The 19,401-nt window shown below is 62.5% G+C and carries 10 protein-coding genes; 6 read left to right on the top strand and 4 right to left on the bottom strand.

Going from position 1 to position 19,401, the window contains the following annotated elements; translation table 11 throughout:
* Positions 1-103 precede the first annotated feature (103 nt).
* Complete coding sequence (locus J9788_RS04545; protein WP_033643122.1) at positions 104-457, top strand: DUF1493 family protein; 354 nt, start codon at positions 104-106, stop codon at positions 455-457.
* 7 nt (positions 458-464) lie between these two features.
* Here J9788_RS04545 and J9788_RS04540 read toward each other — a convergent pair whose 3' ends face one another.
* A complete protein-coding gene (locus tag J9788_RS04540; RefSeq protein ID WP_182264444.1) occupies positions 465-1,034 on the bottom strand; it encodes a DJ-1/PfpI family protein in 570 nt (189 codons plus the stop codon).
* 134 nt (positions 1,035-1,168) lie between these two features.
* Between J9788_RS04540 and J9788_RS04535 the strand changes: the two genes are divergently transcribed.
* The gene (locus tag J9788_RS04535) at positions 1,169-2,707 is read left to right on the top strand and encodes a long-chain fatty acid--CoA ligase (protein WP_046898328.1); all 1,539 of its coding nucleotides are present in this window, start codon (positions 1,169-1,171) and stop codon (positions 2,705-2,707) included.
* Positions 2,708-2,746: 39 nt separating this feature from the next.
* Here J9788_RS04535 and J9788_RS04530 read toward each other — a convergent pair whose 3' ends face one another.
* A complete protein-coding gene (locus J9788_RS04530; protein ID WP_033643119.1) occupies positions 2,747-4,021 on the bottom strand; it encodes a Glu/Leu/Phe/Val dehydrogenase in 1,275 nt (424 codons plus the stop codon).
* Positions 4,022-4,562: 541 nt separating this feature from the next.
* Positions 4,563-4,910 carry an antibiotic biosynthesis monooxygenase gene (locus tag J9788_RS04525; protein ID WP_046898329.1) on the bottom strand — a complete coding sequence of 116 codons (348 nt, stop codon included), beginning with the start codon at positions 4,908-4,910 and terminating at the stop codon, positions 4,563-4,565.
* Positions 4,911-5,420: 510 nt separating this feature from the next.
* Between J9788_RS04525 and J9788_RS04520 the strand changes: the two genes are divergently transcribed.
* Positions 5,421-6,041: a PAS domain-containing protein gene (locus J9788_RS04520; protein ID WP_182264445.1), complete on the top strand. Its 621-nt coding sequence runs from the start codon at positions 5,421-5,423 to the stop codon at positions 6,039-6,041.
* Positions 6,042-6,862: 821 nt separating this feature from the next.
* Here the strand turns inward: J9788_RS04520 and J9788_RS04515 are convergent.
* Positions 6,863-9,052, bottom strand: a complete 2,190-nt coding sequence (locus tag J9788_RS04515) for a TonB-dependent siderophore receptor (protein WP_182264446.1) — start codon at positions 9,050-9,052, stop codon at positions 6,863-6,865.
* A 202-nt stretch (positions 9,053-9,254) separates the two neighbouring features.
* Here J9788_RS04515 and fes point away from each other — a divergent pair, with 202 nt between their 5' ends.
* From fes to J9788_RS04500, 3 genes are read left to right on the top strand one after another with little or no spacing between them, the layout of a single operon-like run.
* Entirely contained in the window at positions 9,255-10,562 is a 1,308-nt protein-coding gene (fes, locus tag J9788_RS04510) for an enterochelin esterase (protein WP_241427812.1), read from the top strand.
* A gap of 29 nt (positions 10,563-10,591) precedes the next feature.
* On the top strand, positions 10,592-10,816 hold the full coding sequence (locus tag J9788_RS04505; protein WP_033643114.1) for an MbtH family protein: 225 nt from the start codon (positions 10,592-10,594) through the stop codon (positions 10,814-10,816).
* Between the two features lie 51 nt (positions 10,817-10,867).
* Positions 10,868-19,378 (top strand): non-ribosomal peptide synthetase, encoded by an 8,511-nt coding sequence (locus tag J9788_RS04500; protein ID WP_182264447.1) that lies wholly within the window; start codon positions 10,868-10,870, stop codon positions 19,376-19,378.
* Positions 19,379-19,401: the final 23 nt, after the last annotated feature.

The raw sequence follows: 19,401 nt of genomic DNA, 5'->3' as shown, positions 1-19,401 counted from the left end.
GTAAAGAAACGGAAAACCCGCGCGGCGGCCCGAACTCGCCGTGGCGGGCAGAGTCAGACAGATAATTGTATTCACCTTTTCTTCATATCGGCTCGAGGTCGTCATGGCAGAAGACATTCAGCAGCAGGTCATCGCGCTTATCGCCGCATTCAACGCGCCAGGGCGGCAGAAGAAGGGGGCGGTCATCACCCCGGAAACCGAGATTAACACCGCGCTCAACCTGTCGTTCAGCGACTCCAACACGCTGATGCGCCGCTACTTCGATACCTTCGGCGTCGACAGCAGCAACTACAACCACGAGCTGTATTTCCAGCCGCCGAGCAATACCGGGCGCTGGTTTTCCCCCTCCGCCTGTAAAGAACACACCCGGCCGCTGTGCGTATCGATGCTGGTGCGCTCGGCGCGCGCCAAACGCTGGCTGTACGACATCCATTTTCTTATCGAGCAATTGCGCTAGCGCCAGGTTACTGCTCCAGCAGCTCGGCGAACTTCGCCAGCCACTGCGGATGCGCCGGCCAGGCCGGGGCGGTGACCAGGTTGCCGTCGACGTGCGCCTGATCGATGCCGATCTCCGCATAGTGGCCGCCGCCGAGCCGCACCTCCGGGGCGCAAGCCGGGTAGGCGCTGCAGGTGCGGCCCTTCAACACCCCGGCCGCCGCCAGCAGCTGCGGGCCGTGGCAAACGGCAGCGATCGGTTTTTTGGCGGCGTCGAACGCCTGCACCAGCGCGATCACGTCGGGATTCAGGCGCAGGTATTCGGGCGCCCGACCGCCGGGGATCAACAGCGCGTCATAGTGTTCTTCTTTGGCGGCGGTAAAGTCGGCGTTCAGGGTGAAACGATGACCGGGTTTCTCGCTGTAGGTCTGCGCGCCGTCAAAGTCGTGGATCGCGGTCTGGATGTAGTCGCCGACGGCTTTGTCGGGGCACACGGCATCCACCCAATGGCCAAGCATTTGCAATGCCTGAAATGGCACCATGGTTTCGTAATCTTCGGCGTAGTCGCCGACCAGCATCAGGATTTTTTTCTTGTTCATGATCACAACTCCTGCAGGAGGGGGAATGCCTAAGGTATAGCCCAGCGCCCCTGGGAATGCGAACCGCAAAGCGCCTATCTATACTCGTGATACTGCGGCGCTTTCTCGCCGCTCAACCCCAGGGAGGATCCCCGATGCTGAATCTGGCTACCTTGCTTGAAGAAAGTGCGCGCACCTGGCCGGAACGGCCGGCGGTGATACAGGACGATATACCGCTCAGCTATCGGGCGCTGAATGAAATGGCCAACCGGGTGGCGAATTTACTGGTCGCGCGCGGCGTGCAGCCCGGTGAACGGGTGGCGCTGGCCTGTCCCAATCGGCCGGAGTTTCCGGCTATCTATTACGGCATTCTCAAAAGCGGCGCGGTGGTGGTGCCGCTCAATATTCTGCTTAAGAGCGCAGAATTCGACTATTACCTGGCGGACTCGGCGGCGGTGGCGTTGTTTTGCTTCGAAGGCAGCAGCGGCCTGCCGTTGGGGGAAGAGGCGCTGCGGGCGGCGGCGAAGGCGGAGCAATGCCGTGAGGTGTTTATCATCGGCGATCGGCTACCGCTCGAAGGCGAACGTTTCAGCACTGCAATAGCCGCACAGGCCACCGAGTTTGCTTCGGCCGCGACGCTCGAAAGCGACACGGCGGTGGTGCTGTATACCAGCGGCACCACCGGCCGCGCCAAAGGGGCGGAGTTGACCCACGCCAACCTGGTGCTTAACGCGCTGGGATCGGTGCGGCTGTTCGACGGCTCGGAAACGGATCCCGATCGCCATCTGGTAACGTTGCCGCTGTTCCACACGTTTGGTTCGACGGTGCAGATGAATGCCGGATTTTCCGCCGCCGCCACCCTGGTGCTGGTCGAACGCTTCGACGCCGCGCAGGCCATCGCGCTGATGCAGCGGCACGGCATTACCTTTTTTGCCGGCGTGCCGACCATGTATTGGGCGTTGTTGAATGCGCTGGATGAGCATACGGATATCGAGCGCCTGCGCAGCACGCTGCGTATGGCGGTGTCCGGCGGGGCCAGCCTGCCGGTGCAGATCCTGGAGGATTTCTCGCGCCGCTTCGGCGTCAATATTCTCGAAGGGTATGGGCTGTCGGAAACCAGCCCGGTCGCCACCTTTAACCATCCGCACCGCGTGACCAAACCCGGCTCTATCGGCCAACCGATCTGGGGCGTGGAGGTTCGCTTGCTCGACGTCACCGGGCAACCGATCGACGGTGTCGATCAGGTGGGAGAGATCGCGGTGCGCGGCTACAACATCATGAAAGGCTATCTAAACCGCCCCGAGGCGACGGCGGAAGTGCTGGAAAACGGCTGGTTCCGCACCGGCGATCTGGCGCGTCGCGATGCCGACGGCTTCTATTTCATCGTCGATCGGGCCAAGGACATGATCATTCGCGGCGGGTTCAACGTCTATCCGCGTGAGATTGAAGAGGCGCTGATTCGCCATCCGGCGGTGTCGTTGGTGGCGGTGATCGGTGTCGAGCATCCTTCGCTGGGTGAAGAGATCAAAGCGGTGGTGGTGTTGAAAGAAACGGAGGAGCCGATCGAGGAAGAGGCGCTGATCGCCTGGAGCCGGGAGAGGCTGGCGGCGTTCAAGTATCCGCGTATCGTCGAGTTTGTCGAACGCTTGCCGATGACCAGTACCGGTAAGGTGTTGAAACGCTGTTTGCGCTGAGGAAAATCCGGCCTGCCGGGGCAGGCCGGGAAACGGACATCAACCTGGGTAGATGCCGCGCTCTTTACGTGCGGTCAGGATGCGCTCACAAGCCACGATATAAGCGGCGGTGCGCAGGCTGCACTCTTTCTCGGCGGCCTTGTTCCAGACGTGGACCATCGCGTCGGTCATGATCTTGTCCATACGCTCGTTGATCTCGGACTCGCTCCAGAAGTAGCTCGCCATGTCCTGCACCCACTCGAAGTAACTGACCGTTACGCCGCCGGCGTTACAGATAACGTCCGGAACCACGGTGATGTTACGGGAACGCAGAATGTCGTCCGCTTCTGGGAAGGTTGGGCCGTTAGCCCCTTCCAGCACCAGCTTGGCGCTGAGGATTTCGGCGCGCTGACGGGTGATCTGGCCTTCCAGCGCCGCAGGGATCAGGATGTCCATGTCAACCGACCAGAACGCTTCGCTTTCGATCTCGCTGGCGCCTGGGAAACCGGCGATCTGCTTGTGCTTGGCCTGGTATTCGGTCAGCGCGGCCAGATCGATGCCGTTGGCGTTGAACAGGGTGGCGGAGTGGTCCTGGATGGTGACGACGCGAGCGCCAACGCCGACGAACAGGCGAGCCGCTTCGCTGCCCACGTTACCGAAGCCTTGCACCGCCACTTTGGCGCCTTCGATCTGCACGCCCAGACGCTTGGCCACTTCGCTGCCGGTGACGAACACGCCGCGGCCGGTCGCTTTCTCACGGCCCAGGGAGCCGCCGAGGTGGATTGGCTTACCGGTTACCACGCCGGTGATGGTGGTGCCGTGGTTCATGGAGTAGGTATCCATCATCCAGGCCATCACTTTGGCGTTGGTGCCGACGTCCGGCGCAGGAATGTCTTTCTGTGGCCCGATGATGAAGCCGATTTCGCTGGTGTAGCGGCGGGTCAGTCGCTCCAGTTCACCTTCAGACAGTTTGAACGGATCGACGCGGATGCCGCCCTTGGCGCCGCCGTACGGCAGGTTGACCGCGGCGCACTTGATGGTCATCCAGGCGGACAGGGCCATCACTTCGTTCAGATCGACGTCAGGGTGGAAGCGGATACCGCCTTTACCCGGCCCGCGCGACAGGTTGTGCTGTACGCGGAAGCCTTCGAAGTGACGGATGGTGCCATCGTCCATCTGCAGCGGGATATCAACAATCAAAGCGCGTTTAGGGTGACGCAGCGTATCAACCCAGCGTGAGAGGTCGCCGAGGTAAGGGGCGACGCGATCGATTTGTTGCAGATATGTAGCCCAAGCGGTGGTGCTGCTGTCTGAAGCGTAGGATAGCTTTTCCATAACCAACCTTTATATTTTAGAGGTATTTATTTCGTTTAACCGTGGATTAGCAAGCGCATAACACTTTGCGCCGCTAAATTTACCACTAATTATGCCGGTTGTTAGCCCCCCGCTCATCGGGCCAGCGGACGGTTTTTCGCCGCCTGCAGGGCGGTAAATGAATAGTTAATTACTTTTCGCAGGGTGTTAGCGGGCACATGCATACTTTATGCATATAAAACGCATAAAAACCCTTTATATCTATTTTTCAGAAGCTTGAATGTGATCAAAAAGTTTCATTTTATTTAACTGCTATGTTGACAATGGCGTTTCCCCTCGGCAGCGTTAAAATCCTGTTAAAACGCCGTCTGCCGCCGCGTTTTGCCAGGGCAGCGAGAAGCATGATTCGGGCTGTTTTACTGTATTGCGGCAGAAGAGTGGGCTGAAAAGCGTGTTCACCTGAAACGGACGGGTGACCGCGCGCGGCCGGCCACCCGTTCTGATTTGGCGAATCAGCGTTTAAAGAAGACCGCGCCGCGGTGGCGTGGTCATCCGCTACGCATCAGGCGCCGGTATGCTGATAGCGTTGTAATTCCACCGGTTCAGCGCCGATACTCGCCAGATATTCTTTGACGGACGCCGGCGCGGAAGCTTGCGTAAATTGGTAGATGTTTTCATCCGCATCCAACAGCGTCTCCCATTTTACAATGTTCACCCAGCGAGGCTCATTGTCTACGCTGATGCCCGAGTCACGCGAAATAAACCCGTTCTGGTTCGAGATAAATTCCTCTTCTACGCGCTTGTCCAATACGGCAAACGCTTCAGGGCTGAGTGAGGCCGGCAGTTTAAAACTTGAAATTTCAATAATGTAGCTGTTGACGGAACAGTCCGCCTTGGATTCATAATTCATAATAAAAGTCCTTTAAATTAAATTGCTTATACAACTCAAATTAAGCTGCATCCTTATTGCAGTACTGCAGGTTAAATTTATTCCTGATGTCTGAAATAAAAAATTAGGAATAATCTGAATCAGCGCTTTGCTCTATGTAAAACATGATGATTTGTATGAGATTTTTCTTGCATAAGGGAGTTTGCTAATCAACTTTCCAACGAACTGAAGCAATAATTCAATAACAGTGATGTGGTTATTAATGCCATTGGCAAGGGAGCGGTTTTTAAATAAAAAACGGTAGGTGAACGGCGTGGTTAACCTATTTCCGTTTCATCTTTGAAGGGGCGGGCGTTATTTCGCAGGCGACCGGCAATGGCCAATCATGCCCCCGTCGGGATAAAAGGTCACTTGCGGCGCAGCCGGCGGTGAAGGGGGAACCAACGCCATCCGCTCGGCAAGCGGCGGCAACTGCGGTATGCTAAGCGGCTGAACAACAAACCAAACCGGGCTATACGGAGACACCCCAGCGTGGCGAATTCTTCTTCTCAACTTGAACTGTTGCGGTCGGTCGCCGACGGCATCGCGGCCCTGTTTTTCCCGAATGCGGAAGTGGTGATCCACGATTTGGCCGCCAACAAGATAGCCTACCTGGCGAACAACCTGTCGAAGCGCAAACCGGGCGACGACGCGGGGCTGGAAGATTTCACGTTTGATGGCGGCGCCAACGTGACCGGCCCCTACGAGAAGCTGAACTGGGACGGCAAAAAGATGCGCTCGGTGAGCATCGCCGCGTGCGACGAGCAGGGCAACCCCAGCTATCTGCTGTGCATCAACCTGAGCACCGCGATGTTCGAGGACGCCCGCAACGCGCTGGATATGTTCCTGTCGGTCACGCGATTGCAGCCGCAGCCACAACAGCTGTTCAAAGACGACTGGCAAGAGAAGATCAATACCTTTCTGCATGACTGGCTGCGGCGCGAGAACGCTGCGCTCGGCGCGCTGAGCCGCGAACAGAAACGGCGGCTGGTCAGCGATCTCTATCATCAGGGGGCGTTCAAGGCCAAAAGCGCGGCGGACTATATCGCCAACGTGCTGTCGATGGGGCGCGCTACGGTGTACAAGCATCTGCGGGAATTGAAGCAAGAGTAAACGCGGCGGGAAAGGTGGAAGAAAGGGGCGGCGCTGGCCGTAAACCTGACTGGCATTTTTTATCCGGTCTCTGTCAGCGCCGTGCAGGAAAAATTGCCGTAAATACCCCGAATTTCTCTGTTACCACAATAGAACGGCAATTGGAGGGGCCGAAGGCGCGGCCCCTCCACCCGCGCCTTCGCTTAACACCGTCTGTCCGCTATGCGGATACCCTCGCCGCGTCTGCATTGTCGGGCGGGTCGGCTGCGACAAACGTCCCTGTTAGTCTCGCCTCAACCGGCCTTCCCTGGCCGGTTGCCCCTGACAATGCCGTCTTGCTCGGCAGCCAGTGATGCGCGCCTAAGATCAACACCCGAGCTGGCAGCTACCGGGCAACCTGTCCCTTATGAGGTTATGGCAGAGAAGAGAAATCGGAGATGAGCACGGTATTGGACGCCCTTGAAGACGCCGAACGCAGGCATAGCGCATTAGGCGAAACCGCCATGGACGGCGGTTTCAGGTGAGACAGGCAGGGACGCCTGTCGCAACCGGCCTCAATGCGCTATGGCGGAGGGAGGACAAATCTGCCTGGAGCAGATTTGAACGCTGCTTGCAGCGGCCCCGAAGGGGCGAGGCCCAGGGATGGGCTGAGTAACGTTGGCAAAGCCAACCGTCTGATAGGGCAAAGGCGCGGGTTGCAAGGGACCGCGCCTACGGTCCCTTGCTCGGTCGAGGCGCATGAGTTTCATGGTGCATCTCACATTTATCGACCGAAATACGTCACCAATACCTTCAGAAAAACGCTAACTGACACGCATTACGACGCTGGCCGCCCATTTTCGTTACCAGCGGTAGTTCACCGAAGCGATGACGCTGCGGCCGCTGCCGTAGAAGCAGGCGTACTCGCCGCTGCAGGATGAAACGTATTTCTTGTCCGTCAGGTTCTGCACGTTGAGCTGCAGCGCCGCACCGCGCAGCGCCGGCGAGGCCTGGCCGAGATCATATTTCACCATGGCGTCGTACAGCGTGTAGTGCGGCACATCGTACTGGCCGATGGCGTCGGCCGGCGCATCGCCGATGTAACGCACGCCGCTGCCGACGGTCAGGCCGTTGAGCGCGCCGCTCAGGAAGCTGTAGCTGCCCCAGGCGGACGCCGCGTGGCGCGGAATGCCCGCCGGGCTGTGGCCGATTTCGTCCGCCGCGTTAGAGTCTTTGGTCACTACGTCGGTGTAGGTGTAGGCGGCGATCAGCTTGATCTCCGGCGTCGGCTGAGCGTGCACTTCCGCCTCAATCCCTTTGGATTTCACCTCACCGATCTGCTCGTAGGCGGAGGTGAGTCGGTTATAGGACGCCACATTGCGCTGGGTGATATCGAACCAGGAAAGGGTCAGCAGGGTGTTGCCGCCCGGGATCTGGTACTTCACGCCCACCTCGGTTTGTTTGCCGGTGGTCGGCTTGAGCGGGTCTGCCCCCGGCGCGCTCGGATACAGGTTAGGATCGAATGAGGTGCTGTAGCTGACGTACGGCGAAATGCCGTTGTCGAAGGCGTAGAGCAGGCCCGCACGGCCGGTGAACTGGGCATCATTGTAGGTCTGCTCTTTGCCGCCGCTGGTGCGATCGCGGGTGTTGACCTGCGACCAGTCCTGACGGCCGGACAGCAGCAGGTTCCAGTTATTCCACTCCAGCTGGTCCTGCAGATACACCCCGATCTGATTCAGCGTCTTCAAATCGCTGGAAGCAAGCGCCAGCGTGCTGCCATCGATGCTGGAGCGAACCGGGTTGGCCCAGTCGATCGGGTAATCGTTGCCGCGATCGCGATACATCTTCGAATCGATATGGCTGTAGCGGTAATCCAATCCGCCCAGCACCGTGTGTTTCACCTCGCCGGTATCGAACAGGCCCTTCAGCTGGTTATCCACGCCAAACTCGTTGGTCATCTGCGTTTCATGCTGCGCCATGCGGGTGACGGTGTGGTCGTTGACCTTCGAGTTTACGTTATAAACCAGATATTTATAGTCCTCATCACGGTGGGTGAAGCGCAGGTTCTGGGTAAACGACAGCGCATCGCTGAAGTTATGCTCGAGGCTGTAGCCAATCGACGCCTGCTCGCGCCGCGACTTGTTGAAGCTGGGTTCGCTGATGTTGAAGTCATAGGGCACATAGCCCGCGCTGGTCGGGAACAGCGTGCCGGCGCGCGGCAGGAAGTTGCGCGATCCGGCTTTCGGATCGTTCTGATAGCTGGTCAGCAGCGTAAAGCTGGTGTCTTCGTTCGGCAGCCAGGTGAAGGCCGGGGCAATGGCCACCCGTTGCTGCTTGCTGTCTTTGACAAACTCATGTTCGGTTCTGGCGATACCGTTCAGGCGATAGAACAGGGTGTTGTCGTCGTTGAGTTTGCCGCCGAAGTCGAACGCCGTTTCCGCCAGATGACGGTTGCCGGTGCTGAATTTAACTTCGTGAATGCTCTGGGCGGTAGGGCGTTTGCTGGTCATCACCACCACGCCGCCGGGGCTGACCTGGCCGTAAAGCACGCCGGCTGGGCCGTGCACCATTTCCACGCGCTCCAGCAACCAGGGATCGATCTGCCCGGCGCCGCCGTTTTGGCTCGAGAGGCCAAAGTGCAGGCCGTCGAGCAGCTTGGGCGCGTAGCGGAAGCCGCGGCTGATCACTTCGTCATTGCGGTTGGAATTGCCGCGATAGGTGGTGATCACCCCGCTGGTGTAGTTCAAGGCGTCGGCGACCGACGCCGGTTCCTGATCGTTCATTTGCTCGCGCGTCACCACCGAGATGGACTGCGGGGTTTTGCTCAGCGGGGCGGCGGTTTTGGTGCCGGCGGCGCTCTCTTTGGCGACGATCCCTTTGACGGGCGCGGTCACGCTGCTCTGCGCGTCGGCGGTCACCACCATCGTCTCGTCCGCCGCGGCAAAAGCGTTTTGCGCGAAGGGCAGTAGCGCCAGCGTCGCCCCCAGCAACAGCCGGTTGGCGGACATCGCCTCTGCGCTATCGTTTTCTATCCCTTTGTTTCTAATATTCATTATCTCTCCTGCATGCCTACTTTTGTGTGTAATGCCACCCTGATAAACCCCGCAATGCCGATGAATACGCTTTCCCTCGTCGACGCGGAGACGTCGCGTTTGCACGACGGCAAAAATCCGACAAATAGTATTGAAAATGATAATGAGTATCAATACGATTGTCAGGTTTTGTAAAAGTCACGCACGTTATGTAAGGGGCGCTATGGAGTTTTTGCCGGAAAAGAGGCCAGAACACGGCCATGAGGGATTGGCGGCGCACTGGCTGCGTGAGGCGACGGCGGGGCAACCCGCATGGTGGCAGAAGGTTGCCGCTCATGGCACGCCTGTCGTCGACGCGCACGATGAACAGCACGTCAGAATGACCTGGCTATGGCGCGATCCTGCCGGCGACGAGCGGCACTCGCCGATATGCCGGGTCTATGCCGATATCAACGGCATTACCGACCATCACAGCACGACCCCCAGCAGCCTGAAAAGACTCCCCGGCACCGACGTTTGGTACGGCGCGGCCGTTGTCGATCGCCGCTGGCGCGGCAGTTACAGCCTGATCCCGATTACGGCGCGGGATCTTCCTCCCGTCTTCAGCGACGACGAAACGTTGCGCGATCGCCAGCAGCGCGCCTGGTGGGTATCGCTGTTCCCGTTGGCGATCGCCGATCCGCTGAATCGCACCTCGCTGGGGCCGGCTTATCGCCCGCGCGCCGTTTCCCTGGCTCAGGGGCCGGACGCGGACGACCAAAGCGCCTGGCAGGCCGCCGATCGGCCGTTGGATGAAGCGCGGCTCCAGCTTTTTCACTGGCACAGCGAACGGCTGGGCACCCGGCGGCGCGTGTGGCTGTATGCCGGCGGCGAGGCGGCGGACAACGCGAACCGCCCGCTGGTGCTGCTGCTCGACGGCCAGAACTGGATCGAAAGGCACGCATTGCTGCCGGTGATTGAGAACGAGACCGCAAAAGGGCATCTGCCGCCCGCGTGCTGGCTGCTGATCGATGCGATCGATGGCGAACACCGGGAAAACGAGCTGCCTTGCAACGCCGCCTTTTGGCAGGCGGTGATCGACGAACTGCTGCCGCAGGCGCAGCGGCGCGAACCGTTCAGCGAAGAGGGGGCGCGCACCGTGGTCGCCGGCCAGAGCTACGGCGGGCTGGCGGCGTTATACGCCGGCCTGCACTGGCCCGAGCGCTTCGGCCATGTGCTGAGCCAGTCCGGCTCCTTCTGGTGGCCCACGGTGCAATTCGTTACCCAGTTTGAAAAACGCCACGAGTTGGAGGAAGGCTGGTTGATACGCCAGGTTCGGCAGCGCGGCGCGACCGCGCCGACGCTCACCGTGATTCAGCAAGCCGGCGATCGGGAGGCGGACATCGAATTCGTCAATCGCCAGATGCACCAGGCGCTGACGGCGGCCGGGCACCGTGCCGACTACCGCGTGTATTCCGGCGGACATGACGCGCTCTGCTGGCGCGGCGGTCTGGTGGACGGCGTGCGCCGGCTGCTTTCCGCAATGAAGTAATCCCACATTTTGACAGACAGGTAAGGCAAATGACTCAGGAACAACAAAACCCGTTCGATGACGAAAGTCTCCGTTTCTCCGTGTTGGTCAACGCGCAACAGCAGTATTCGCTGTGGCCGCAGTTTGCCGATACGCCGCCGGGATGGCGCGTGTTGATGGGGCCGGCGTCGCGCGGTGAATGTATCGACTATATCGAAGCGCACTGGCAGGACATGCGGCCGGCGTCGTTGAAAGCGGCGGATGCGCCGCGTTAATCGCCGCACAGCCACATCGCTACATTCCGTTTGAGGAAAAGGACAGACACCATGTCAGAAACGCTTTCATTGCCCGATACTCAGGTCGAGTATCGGGATTATCCGCTGGTTGCGGCGCAACCGGGGATCTGGATTGCCGACCAAATCGCGCTGCGGCGCAACAGCTTCGCCGTGGCGCACTACACCGAACTGCACGGCGATATCGATCGTTCGGCGCTGGAGCGCGCGATTCGCCAGGGGCTGGCGGAAGCGGATACGGTTCAGGCGCGCTTCTTTGAGGCGCAGGACGGCCAGCCGGTGCAACGTTTACCGCTGAACGCGGATCCCGCGCGGGTGCTGGCGCCAGAGTGGTTTGACTTCAGCGCGCGGCCAGACGCCGAGCAGGCGGCGCTGGCGCTGATGCACGACGATCTGGCGCAGGATCTGCCCGCGGACGGCGAGCGCCCGCTCTATCGCCATGCGGTGATCCGCATCAGCGCCGATCGCTGGTTCTGGTACCAGCGCTTTCATCATCTGACCCTGGACGGCTTCAGCTTCGAGGCCATCACCCGCCGGATCGCCGATATCTACCGCGCGCTGCGCCACGGGCTGTCGCCGGCGGCCTCGCCGTTTACCCCGTTCGGCAAGGTGGTGGAAGAGTTTCAGCAATGGCAAACGTCGCCCGCACGCCAGCGGGCGGCCGAATTCTGGCGGCAGCATCTGCGCGATCTGCCGTCGCCGCTGTCATTGGCGACGGAAAACCGCGAGGTCGAACCGGACGCTCGCCCGCTCAAACAGGCGCTGGTGCTGCCGGAGTCGCTGTTTGACGAAGCGCTGCGCGATGCGGCGCTGCAGTCGTTGCAACCGGCCGATATCGTCACGGCGGCGCTGGCGATGTATCTGGCGCGCATGAGCGGCGAAACCCGGTTCTCCATCGGTTTTCCTTTCATGCGCCGCATGGGCTCGCAGGCGCTGGCGGCGGTCGGCCCGGTGGTTAACGTACTGCCGCTGCTGCTGAACGTGACGCCGGAGATGTCGCTGGCGGACGTCTGCCAGGCCACCGCGGCGGAAATCAAACAGGTGCGCCGCCATCAACGCTATGAGGCGGAGCAGATCAAACGCGATCTCGGCCTGGTCGGCGGCCATCAGGAGCTGTACGGCCCGGTGGTCAACGTCAAGGTTTACCACAGCGCCTTGTCCTTCGACGGTCAAGCGGCCGTTACCCATACGCTGGCGATGGGGCCGGTCGACGACCTCGAGTTTGAGATCGGTTTTCGAAGCGGCGTGCTGACGCTGTCGTTGGTGGCCAACCCGGCCAAATACTCGCCGCGTACATTACACTGTCACGCAAAGCGCATCGGCCATTGGCTGCAGCAGCTGGCGCGGCGGCCGCATCAGCCGAACGGTCAACTGGCGCTGGTCAGCGAAGGGGAGCTGCGCCAACTCGCGACCTGGGGGCGCGGCGCTGAGCTGACGCCGCCGGCGGGCATGGTGTCGATCATGGACGCTTTCCAGCGTCAGGTTGAGCGACAGCCCGAGGCGTTGGCGGTGACCTGCGGCGATGTGCGCCTCAGCTACCGTCAACTCAGTGAACGGGTGATGCAACTGGGGCGCGTGCTGATCGAAAGCGGCATCGGCGCCGAAGACGTGGTCGCCATCGGCATTCCGCGCTCGGTGGACACGCTGGTCGCGCTGTTTGGCGTGTTGGCCAGCGGCGCGGCCTACATGCCGCTCGATCTGGATTATCCGCGTGAACGTCTGGCGCTGATGTGCGACGACGCGCGGCCGGTGATGCTGCTGACCCACAGCGACACGCGGGCCAACATGCCGGATCTGCCGCAGGTATTGTGCCTGGACGACGCATCGTGCCTGGCGCGCTGCGCGGCCGCCGAAGCCACGCCGATATCGGACGAAGAGCGGCGTGCGCCGCTGAATGAAGCGCATCTCGCCTACATGATTTACACCTCCGGTTCAACCGGCAAACCCAAGGGCGTGATGTCCACGCACCGCGGGCTGCTGAACCTGTTCTTGTCGCATCAGGCCTCGCTGTTCGGCCCGGCGATTGAAAAATTCCAGGCTCGCCGCGGGCGGCGTCTGCGCGCCGGGCATACCGCTTCGTTCTCTTTCGACTCCTCCTGGGAGCCGCTGTTCTGCATGATGATGGGCAGCGAACTGGTTATCTTCGATGAAGAGCTGCGCCGCGACCCCTGGGCGCTGCTCGAACAAACCCAACAGACCCCGATCGATCTGCTGGACATCACGCCGTCGTTCCTCTCGCAGTTGGTGGATTGCGGCCTGCTGAAGGGACAGTTCCCGCTGCCGGCGTTTGTGATGATCGGCGGCGAGGCGGCGACGCCGACGCTGTGGAACCTTATGCGGCAGCATCCGGAAGTCGAGATCCATAACTATTACGGCCCGTCCGAATACACCGTCGATACCCTCGGCGCGCCGGTCACGGCCGCAGACCAGCCGGTGATCGGGCGCCCTCTGGCCAATACCGAAGTCTGGCTGCTCGACAGTCGCCTGCAGCCGGTGCCGATCGGCGCGGCGGGGGAACTGTACATTTCAGGCAAGGGCATCGCGCGCGGTTACCTGCGCCGTCCGGATCTGACGGCGGCGCGCTTTGTCGCCAATCCGTTCGCCGACGGCGAGGTGATGTACCGCAGCGGCGATCTGATGCGTTGGAGCGCGGACGGCCAGCTGGTGTTCATTGGCCGTACCGATCACCAAATTAAAGTGCGCGGCTTCCGCGTCGAACTGGGTGAAGTGGAGAGCGCACTGGCTGCCTTGCCGGACGTGGGGCGGGCGGTGGTGATCGCCGAGCGGATCGGCGCTACCTATCGCCTGATCGGTTACTGCTCGGTGCAGGATGACGCGCGGCGCGCCTCACCCGCGCTGCAAAACGAACTGCTGGCGCAGTTGGCGCAGCGTCTGCCGGATTACATGGTGCCGGCGATCCTGGTGGTGATGCCGGAGCTGCCGCTTAACGTTAACGGCAAGATTGACCGTCAGGCGCTGCCCAAACCGCAGGAGACGCTGGCGCAAAGCCTGCGCGAGCCGGCCACCGAACAGGAAAGGCTGATTTGCCGCGCCATGGCGCAGCTGTTGGGGATGGAGCGCGTCGGCGCCGACGACGATTTCTTCGCGCTCGGCGGCGACAGCATCTCGGCGATGGGGCTGGGCACCGCCCTGCGGCGCAACGGGTATCTGCTGCGGCCGCGTGAGATCTTCGCGCTGCACACCCCCGCGCGCATGGCGCAGGCGATGCAGCCGCTGGCCGTTGGATCTCAGGCCGCGCGCAGCGTGCAGCAAGGCCCGATCGACGGGCTGCCGATCCTGCACTGGTTTGCCGAGACGGGCGACATGCATCGTCGCTTCGCGCACGGCGTTTTCCTGCGCGTGCCTGCCGAATTGCAACCGGCACAGCTGCGTGATGCGTTGGAACAGCTGCGTACGGCACACCCGGCGCTGGGCGCGCGGATCCACGACGGCCAGTTGGTGGTTGAAACCGCCGCCGCCGGTGAATTGATGCAGCCTCATCCCGTATCCGGCGATCTGGAAACCGCGGCGGAACAGGCGTTTGATGCCGCGCTGGCGCGCCTCAATCCGGCCGAGGGCAGCATGATGCAGGCCATCTTGTTGCAGCGTGACGGGCAGAGCCTCGGGCTGGTGCTGGCGATCCACCACCTGGTGGTTGACGGCGTTTCCTGGCGCATCCTGCTCGACGAACTGCGGCAAGCGGCCGACAGCGCCATGCAGGGGCAGCCGATCGCGCTGCCGCCGGAGGAAACCTCACTCTATGAGTGGTCCGCGCGTTTACGGGCCGACGCCGAACGCCGGGAAACCGAGCTGCCGTTCTGGCGGCAGATGCTGGCGGACGGCGTGCCGCGCTTGGGGCGACGCGCGCTGGATCCGCAGACCGATCGTCTCGCTTCGGTGAGCGAACGGCGCACGCTGCTCGACAGCCGGCTGACCGCCGCGCTGCTGGGCGCCTTGCCGCAGGGATACCGCGCTCAGGTCGAAGAGATCATGCTGTGCGCGCTGGCGCTGGCCTGCCGGCGTCATTTCCAGGCCGCTTCACTGCGTTTTTCGCTGGAGTCGCACGGCCGCGCCGAACTGGACGATAGCCTCGATCTGGCGCGCACCGTCGGCTGGCTGACGGCGGAGTACCCGCTGTGCATCGAACTGCATGACGCCGAACACCACGAGGCCGTGCGCGCGGTGAAACGGGTGACGCGCGCGGTGGCCGATCGCGGCATCGGCTATGGTCAACTGCGCTATTTGCATCCGCAGCGTGACGAACTGGCCGCGCTGGCGCAGCGCAATGCGCCGGAGATTTTGTTCAACTATCTCGGGCGCTTCGGCCAGGATGAGGGACACTGGACGCCGCAGCGCAGCCGGACCCGTTTCCGCGACGCCTTCGCCGTGGCGCAGGATGCGCAGCAGGCGCTGTGTTACGGGCTGGAAGTGAACATCTTTGTCGAAGAGCGGCGCGACGGCGCGTGTCTGGCGATCAACTGGAGCTGGCTGGAGGGGATTTTCAGCGCGAGCGACATCGAGGCGTTGCATAGGGGCATCGAGCAGGCCGTGCGTGCGCTGTGCGAGTTTGCCGAACGGCATCCCGAACGCGCAGCGGCAACGTTGACGGCGGCCGAGATCGCCCAACCGAACGTCGACGATGAAACGCTGCGCGCCTGGGAGCGGGAGTATGGGCCGTTGGCCGATGCGCTACCGCTGTTGCCTTTGCAGCACGGCCTGCTGTTCCATGCCCAGACGGCGCAGCAGGGCGGCAGTTATAACTCGCTGACGCGCCTGAGCCTGTGCGGCGAACTGGATGCGCCACGGCTCCAGCAGGCGCTGGATGCGGTGATCCGCCGCCATCCGCAGCTGGCCGCCCGGTTCAACCGCGAGGGCGAACCGCTGCAGCTGATACCGCAGGAAAGCCATTGGCCACTGGACAGCCACAGGCTGCCGCCGCTGTCCGCCGAACAAGAAATGCAGGCGCTGAATGAGCTGGAGCAGAAAGAGCTGCAGCGCGATCTGTTTAACCAGCCGGGCGCGATGCTGCATGCGCTGTGGGTCAAACACGGCGAGAGCGAACGCTGCACGCTGTTCCTCAATGCCCACCACCTGATCGTCGATGGCTGGTCGACGCCGGTGGTGCTCAACGATCTGATGCTCGCATTGCGTGAAGGGATAACGGCGTTGCCGCCGCTGCGTTCGAACTATGCCGATATCGTGCGCCGCCTGGCCGCGCGGGATGCCGACGCCTCGCGCCGCATCTGGCGCGAGACGCTGCAGGACGTGCGGCCAACGCTGCTGTTTGGCGAGACGCAGGACGACCGCGTGTTTGAGCTGGAAATGACGCTGCCGCCGGCGGAGGAACAGCGTTTGCTGACCCTGTGCCGCGAACGCGGGCTGACGCTCAATACCGTGATGCAGGGCATCTGGGCGCTGCAGCTGGCCGGCTGTTGCGGCCATCAGGACGTGGTGTTCGGCTCGCCGGTTTCCGGGCGGTTTGGCCAGATCGACGGTGTGGAAGAGCACGTTGGCCTGTTCAGCAACACGCTGCCGGTACGCGTACGGCTAGAAAACGGCCGGCCGTTGACGGAACAGCTGACCGCTCTGCAACACCGGCAGATTGAACTGCTGGAGCACGACGATTTGGGATTGGGTGAGATCCAGCACCTGGCCGGCGCGGGCACGCTGTTCGATACGCTGTTGGTGGTGGAGAACTACCCGGACAACGACGCCTTGCTCGGCGGCACAGGTTCCCTGCGCTGCGACGCCATCCGCAACAAAGGCTATACCCACTATCCGCTGACGTTGCTGGTGCTGCCGGGCGAGCGTCTGCGTCTGCTGATGGAGTATCGTGACTCGGTGCCGCAGCCTGAACGCTTCGCCGCGCGGCTGATGGCGCTGCTGCAACAATGGATTGCGCAACCGGATCTGCCGTTGCCGCGCTGGCAATTGCAAACCCCGCAGGAACAGGCGTTGATCGCGGCGGTCAACCGCACCGCCCAGGCGGTAGCGGACACCACCTTGCATCAGGCGATCGCCGATCAAGCGCGGCGCACGCCCGAACGCATCGCATTGCAGGATGCCGGGCACAGCCTCAGCTACCGTGACATGCAGCGCCAGGCCGCGCTGTTGGCCGAACGGCTGACCGCGGCGGGCATTCAGCCGGGCGATATCGTCGCGGTGGCGTTGCCGCGTTCCGTGCGCCTCAGCCTGGCGCTGACGGCGATTGTGCAAACCGGCGCCGCCTGGCTGCCGCTGGATACCGGTTACCCGGATGAGCGTTTGGCCTACATGGTGGCAGACGCCAAGCCACGGCTGATTATCACCGAGAGCGCCCTGGATGCCCGTTTTGCCGCGCTGGCGCCGACGTTGCGGTTCGATGCGCTGGACGACAGCGGGCGCGAACCGATGCAGCGCGCACCGGCGGGGAACGGCGATTATCCCGCCTACGTGCTGTATACCTCGGGCTCTACCGGGCGGCCGAAAGGGGTGGTGGTGAACCACCGGGCGATCGTCAACCGTCTGTTCTGGATGCAGCATGAGTATTCGCTCGATGCGCAGGACGTGGTATTGCAGAAAACGCCGTGCAGCTTCGACGTTTCCGTCTGGGAGTTCTTCTGGCCGCTGATGGTCGGCGCGCGTCTGGTGATGGCGCCGCCGGAGGCGCACCGCGATCCGCAGGCGCTGACGACGTTGATCGACGACTATGGCGTAACCACGCTGCATTTCGTTCCGTCCATGTTGGCTATCTGGGTTGAAGCGCTGAACGAACGTGCGCCGCAGCGCGCCGCCGCCAGCCTGAAGCGCGTGTTCTGCAGCGGTGAGGCGTTGTCGTGTGAACTGGCATCCCGCTACCAGGCGTTGGTCGCCGCGCCGCTGCATAACCTGTATGGCCCGACGGAGGCGGCGGTCGATGTCACCTATCAACCGGCGTCCGGCGAGGCATTGGCGGCGGTGAGCGGCGCCGGCGTGCCGATCGGCAAACCGGTCTGGAACACCCAACTGAGCATTCTCGACGCCATGCTGCGGCCGGTGCCCGTCGGCTGCGCCGGCGATCTCTACCTGCGCGGCATTCAGCTGGCCGACGGCTATCTGCATCGGCCGGGATTGACGGCACAGCGGTTTGTCGCCGATCCCGCCGGCAACGGGGCGCGCATGTATCGCACCGGCGATATCGCCCGTTGGCTGGAAGACGGCAGCGTCGAGTATTTGGGGCGCAGCGACGATCAGCTGAAGATCCGTGGCCAGCGCATCGAACTGGGCGAAATCGAACAGGCGCTGCTGGCGCAGCCGGGAGTAGCGCAGGCGGCGGTCCACGCCATCGAACTGGGTGAGGGCGCGACGGGGCTGGGCGGCGCCGATATGCGGCAGTTGGTTGCCTGGCTGATCGCCCAGCCGGGCGTGACGCTGGATACCGCCGTCCTGCATCAGGCGCTGGAGGCGCGTTTGCCGGCGCACATGATGCCGGTCAGCTATGTCATGACCGACAGCTTCCCGCTCAGCGCCAGCGGCAAGCTGGATCGCAAGGCGTTGCCTCGGCCGCAGCTGAGCCCGCAGAGCGGCCGCGTGCCGCATAGCGACAGCGAGCGCCTGCTGGCGGCGCTGTTCAGCGAACTGCTGGGGCGCGAGACGGTGTATGCCGACGACGACTTCTTCGCGTTGGGCGGCCACTCGCTGCTGGCGATGCGCCTGGCGGCGGAGCTGCGTCGGCGCGTCACCCGGCCGCTGAGCGTTGGGCAGATCATGTTCGCCCGCAGTCTGGAGAAAATGGCGCACCTGCTCGATGACGCGCAGGCCGCCGACTCGGCCGAGAGCCGCGGCGTCGGTGAGTGCCTGCAGCTGCGGGCGGGCCAAGGCCCGGCGCTGTTCTGCCTGCATCCGGCTTCCGGTTTCGCCTGGCAGTACTCGGGGCTGAGCCGGTATCTGCCGGGGAGTTACCCGATCATCGGTCTGCAGTCGCCAAGACCGGACGGCGTCATCGCCACCTGTGAGGACATTGAGCAGATGGTCGATCGTCATCTCGCCACTCTGCGCCGCCTGCAGCCGCAGGGGCCTTACTACCTGCTGGGCTATTCGCTCGGCGGCACGCTGGCGCATTCGATGGCCGCGCGTCTGCAGCAGCAGGGTGAAGAGGTGGCTTTCCTCGGCATGCTGGATACCTATCCGCCGGAAGGCCAGGACTGGACCGGCCCCACCGAGGAAGAGGCGCAGAAGGAGGTGGCGCAGGAACAGGCCGAGTTTATGGCGGAAGATCATGGCGATCCGGCGCTGATGGCGGAGAAGGCGGCGATGTTCGACAGCATCGTCGCCAACTATCGCGACGCGGTGCGCCTTCTGTCTCAGGCGCGCAGCCGGCGTTTCCACGGCACGGCAACGCTGTTTGTCGCCGACCGGACGCTGCCGCCATTGATGGATATCAACGCCGTGTGGGCGCCGTATCTGGATCGGCTGATCTGTCATCACCAAGGCTGCGAGCACGCGGACATTCTGTCGCCGGTCTCGCTGGAGACGCTCGGGCCGCTATTGCATTCGCTGCTGACGCGGCAATACGGGTTGGTATAACGCAACCGGGCCGGGCGTGCGCC

This window comes from Serratia sp. X10 (genome assembly GCF_017811775.1).
Taxonomy (GTDB): Bacteria; Pseudomonadota; Gammaproteobacteria; order Enterobacterales; family Enterobacteriaceae; genus Serratia; species Serratia ureilytica.
This window is presented reverse-complemented; position numbering and strand designations above follow the sequence as displayed.

Bases quoted from the DNA above. Each gene is read 5' to 3' on its own strand.
- J9788_RS04545 (WP_033643122.1), top strand. From the start codon at position 104: ATGGCAGAAGACATTCAGCAGCAGGTCATCGCGCTTATCGCCGCATTC.
- J9788_RS04540 (WP_182264444.1), bottom strand. From the start codon at position 1,034: ATGAACAAGAAAAAAATCCTGATGCTGGTCGGCGACTACGCCGAAGAT.
- J9788_RS04535 (WP_046898328.1), top strand. From the start codon at position 1,169: ATGCTGAATCTGGCTACCTTGCTTGAAGAAAGTGCGCGCACCTGGCCG.
- J9788_RS04530 (WP_033643119.1), bottom strand. From the start codon at position 4,021: ATGGAAAAGCTATCCTACGCTTCAGACAGCAGCACCACCGCTTGGGCT.
- J9788_RS04525 (WP_046898329.1), bottom strand. From the start codon at position 4,910: ATGAATTATGAATCCAAGGCGGACTGTTCCGTCAACAGCTACATTATT.
- J9788_RS04515 (WP_182264446.1), bottom strand. From the start codon at position 9,052: ATGAATATTAGAAACAAAGGGATAGAAAACGATAGCGCAGAGGCGATG.
- fes (WP_241427812.1), top strand. From the start codon at position 9,255: ATGGAGTTTTTGCCGGAAAAGAGGCCAGAACACGGCCATGAGGGATTG.
- J9788_RS04505 (WP_033643114.1), top strand. From the start codon at position 10,592: ATGACTCAGGAACAACAAAACCCGTTCGATGACGAAAGTCTCCGTTTC.
- J9788_RS04500 (WP_182264447.1), top strand. From the start codon at position 10,868: ATGTCAGAAACGCTTTCATTGCCCGATACTCAGGTCGAGTATCGGGAT.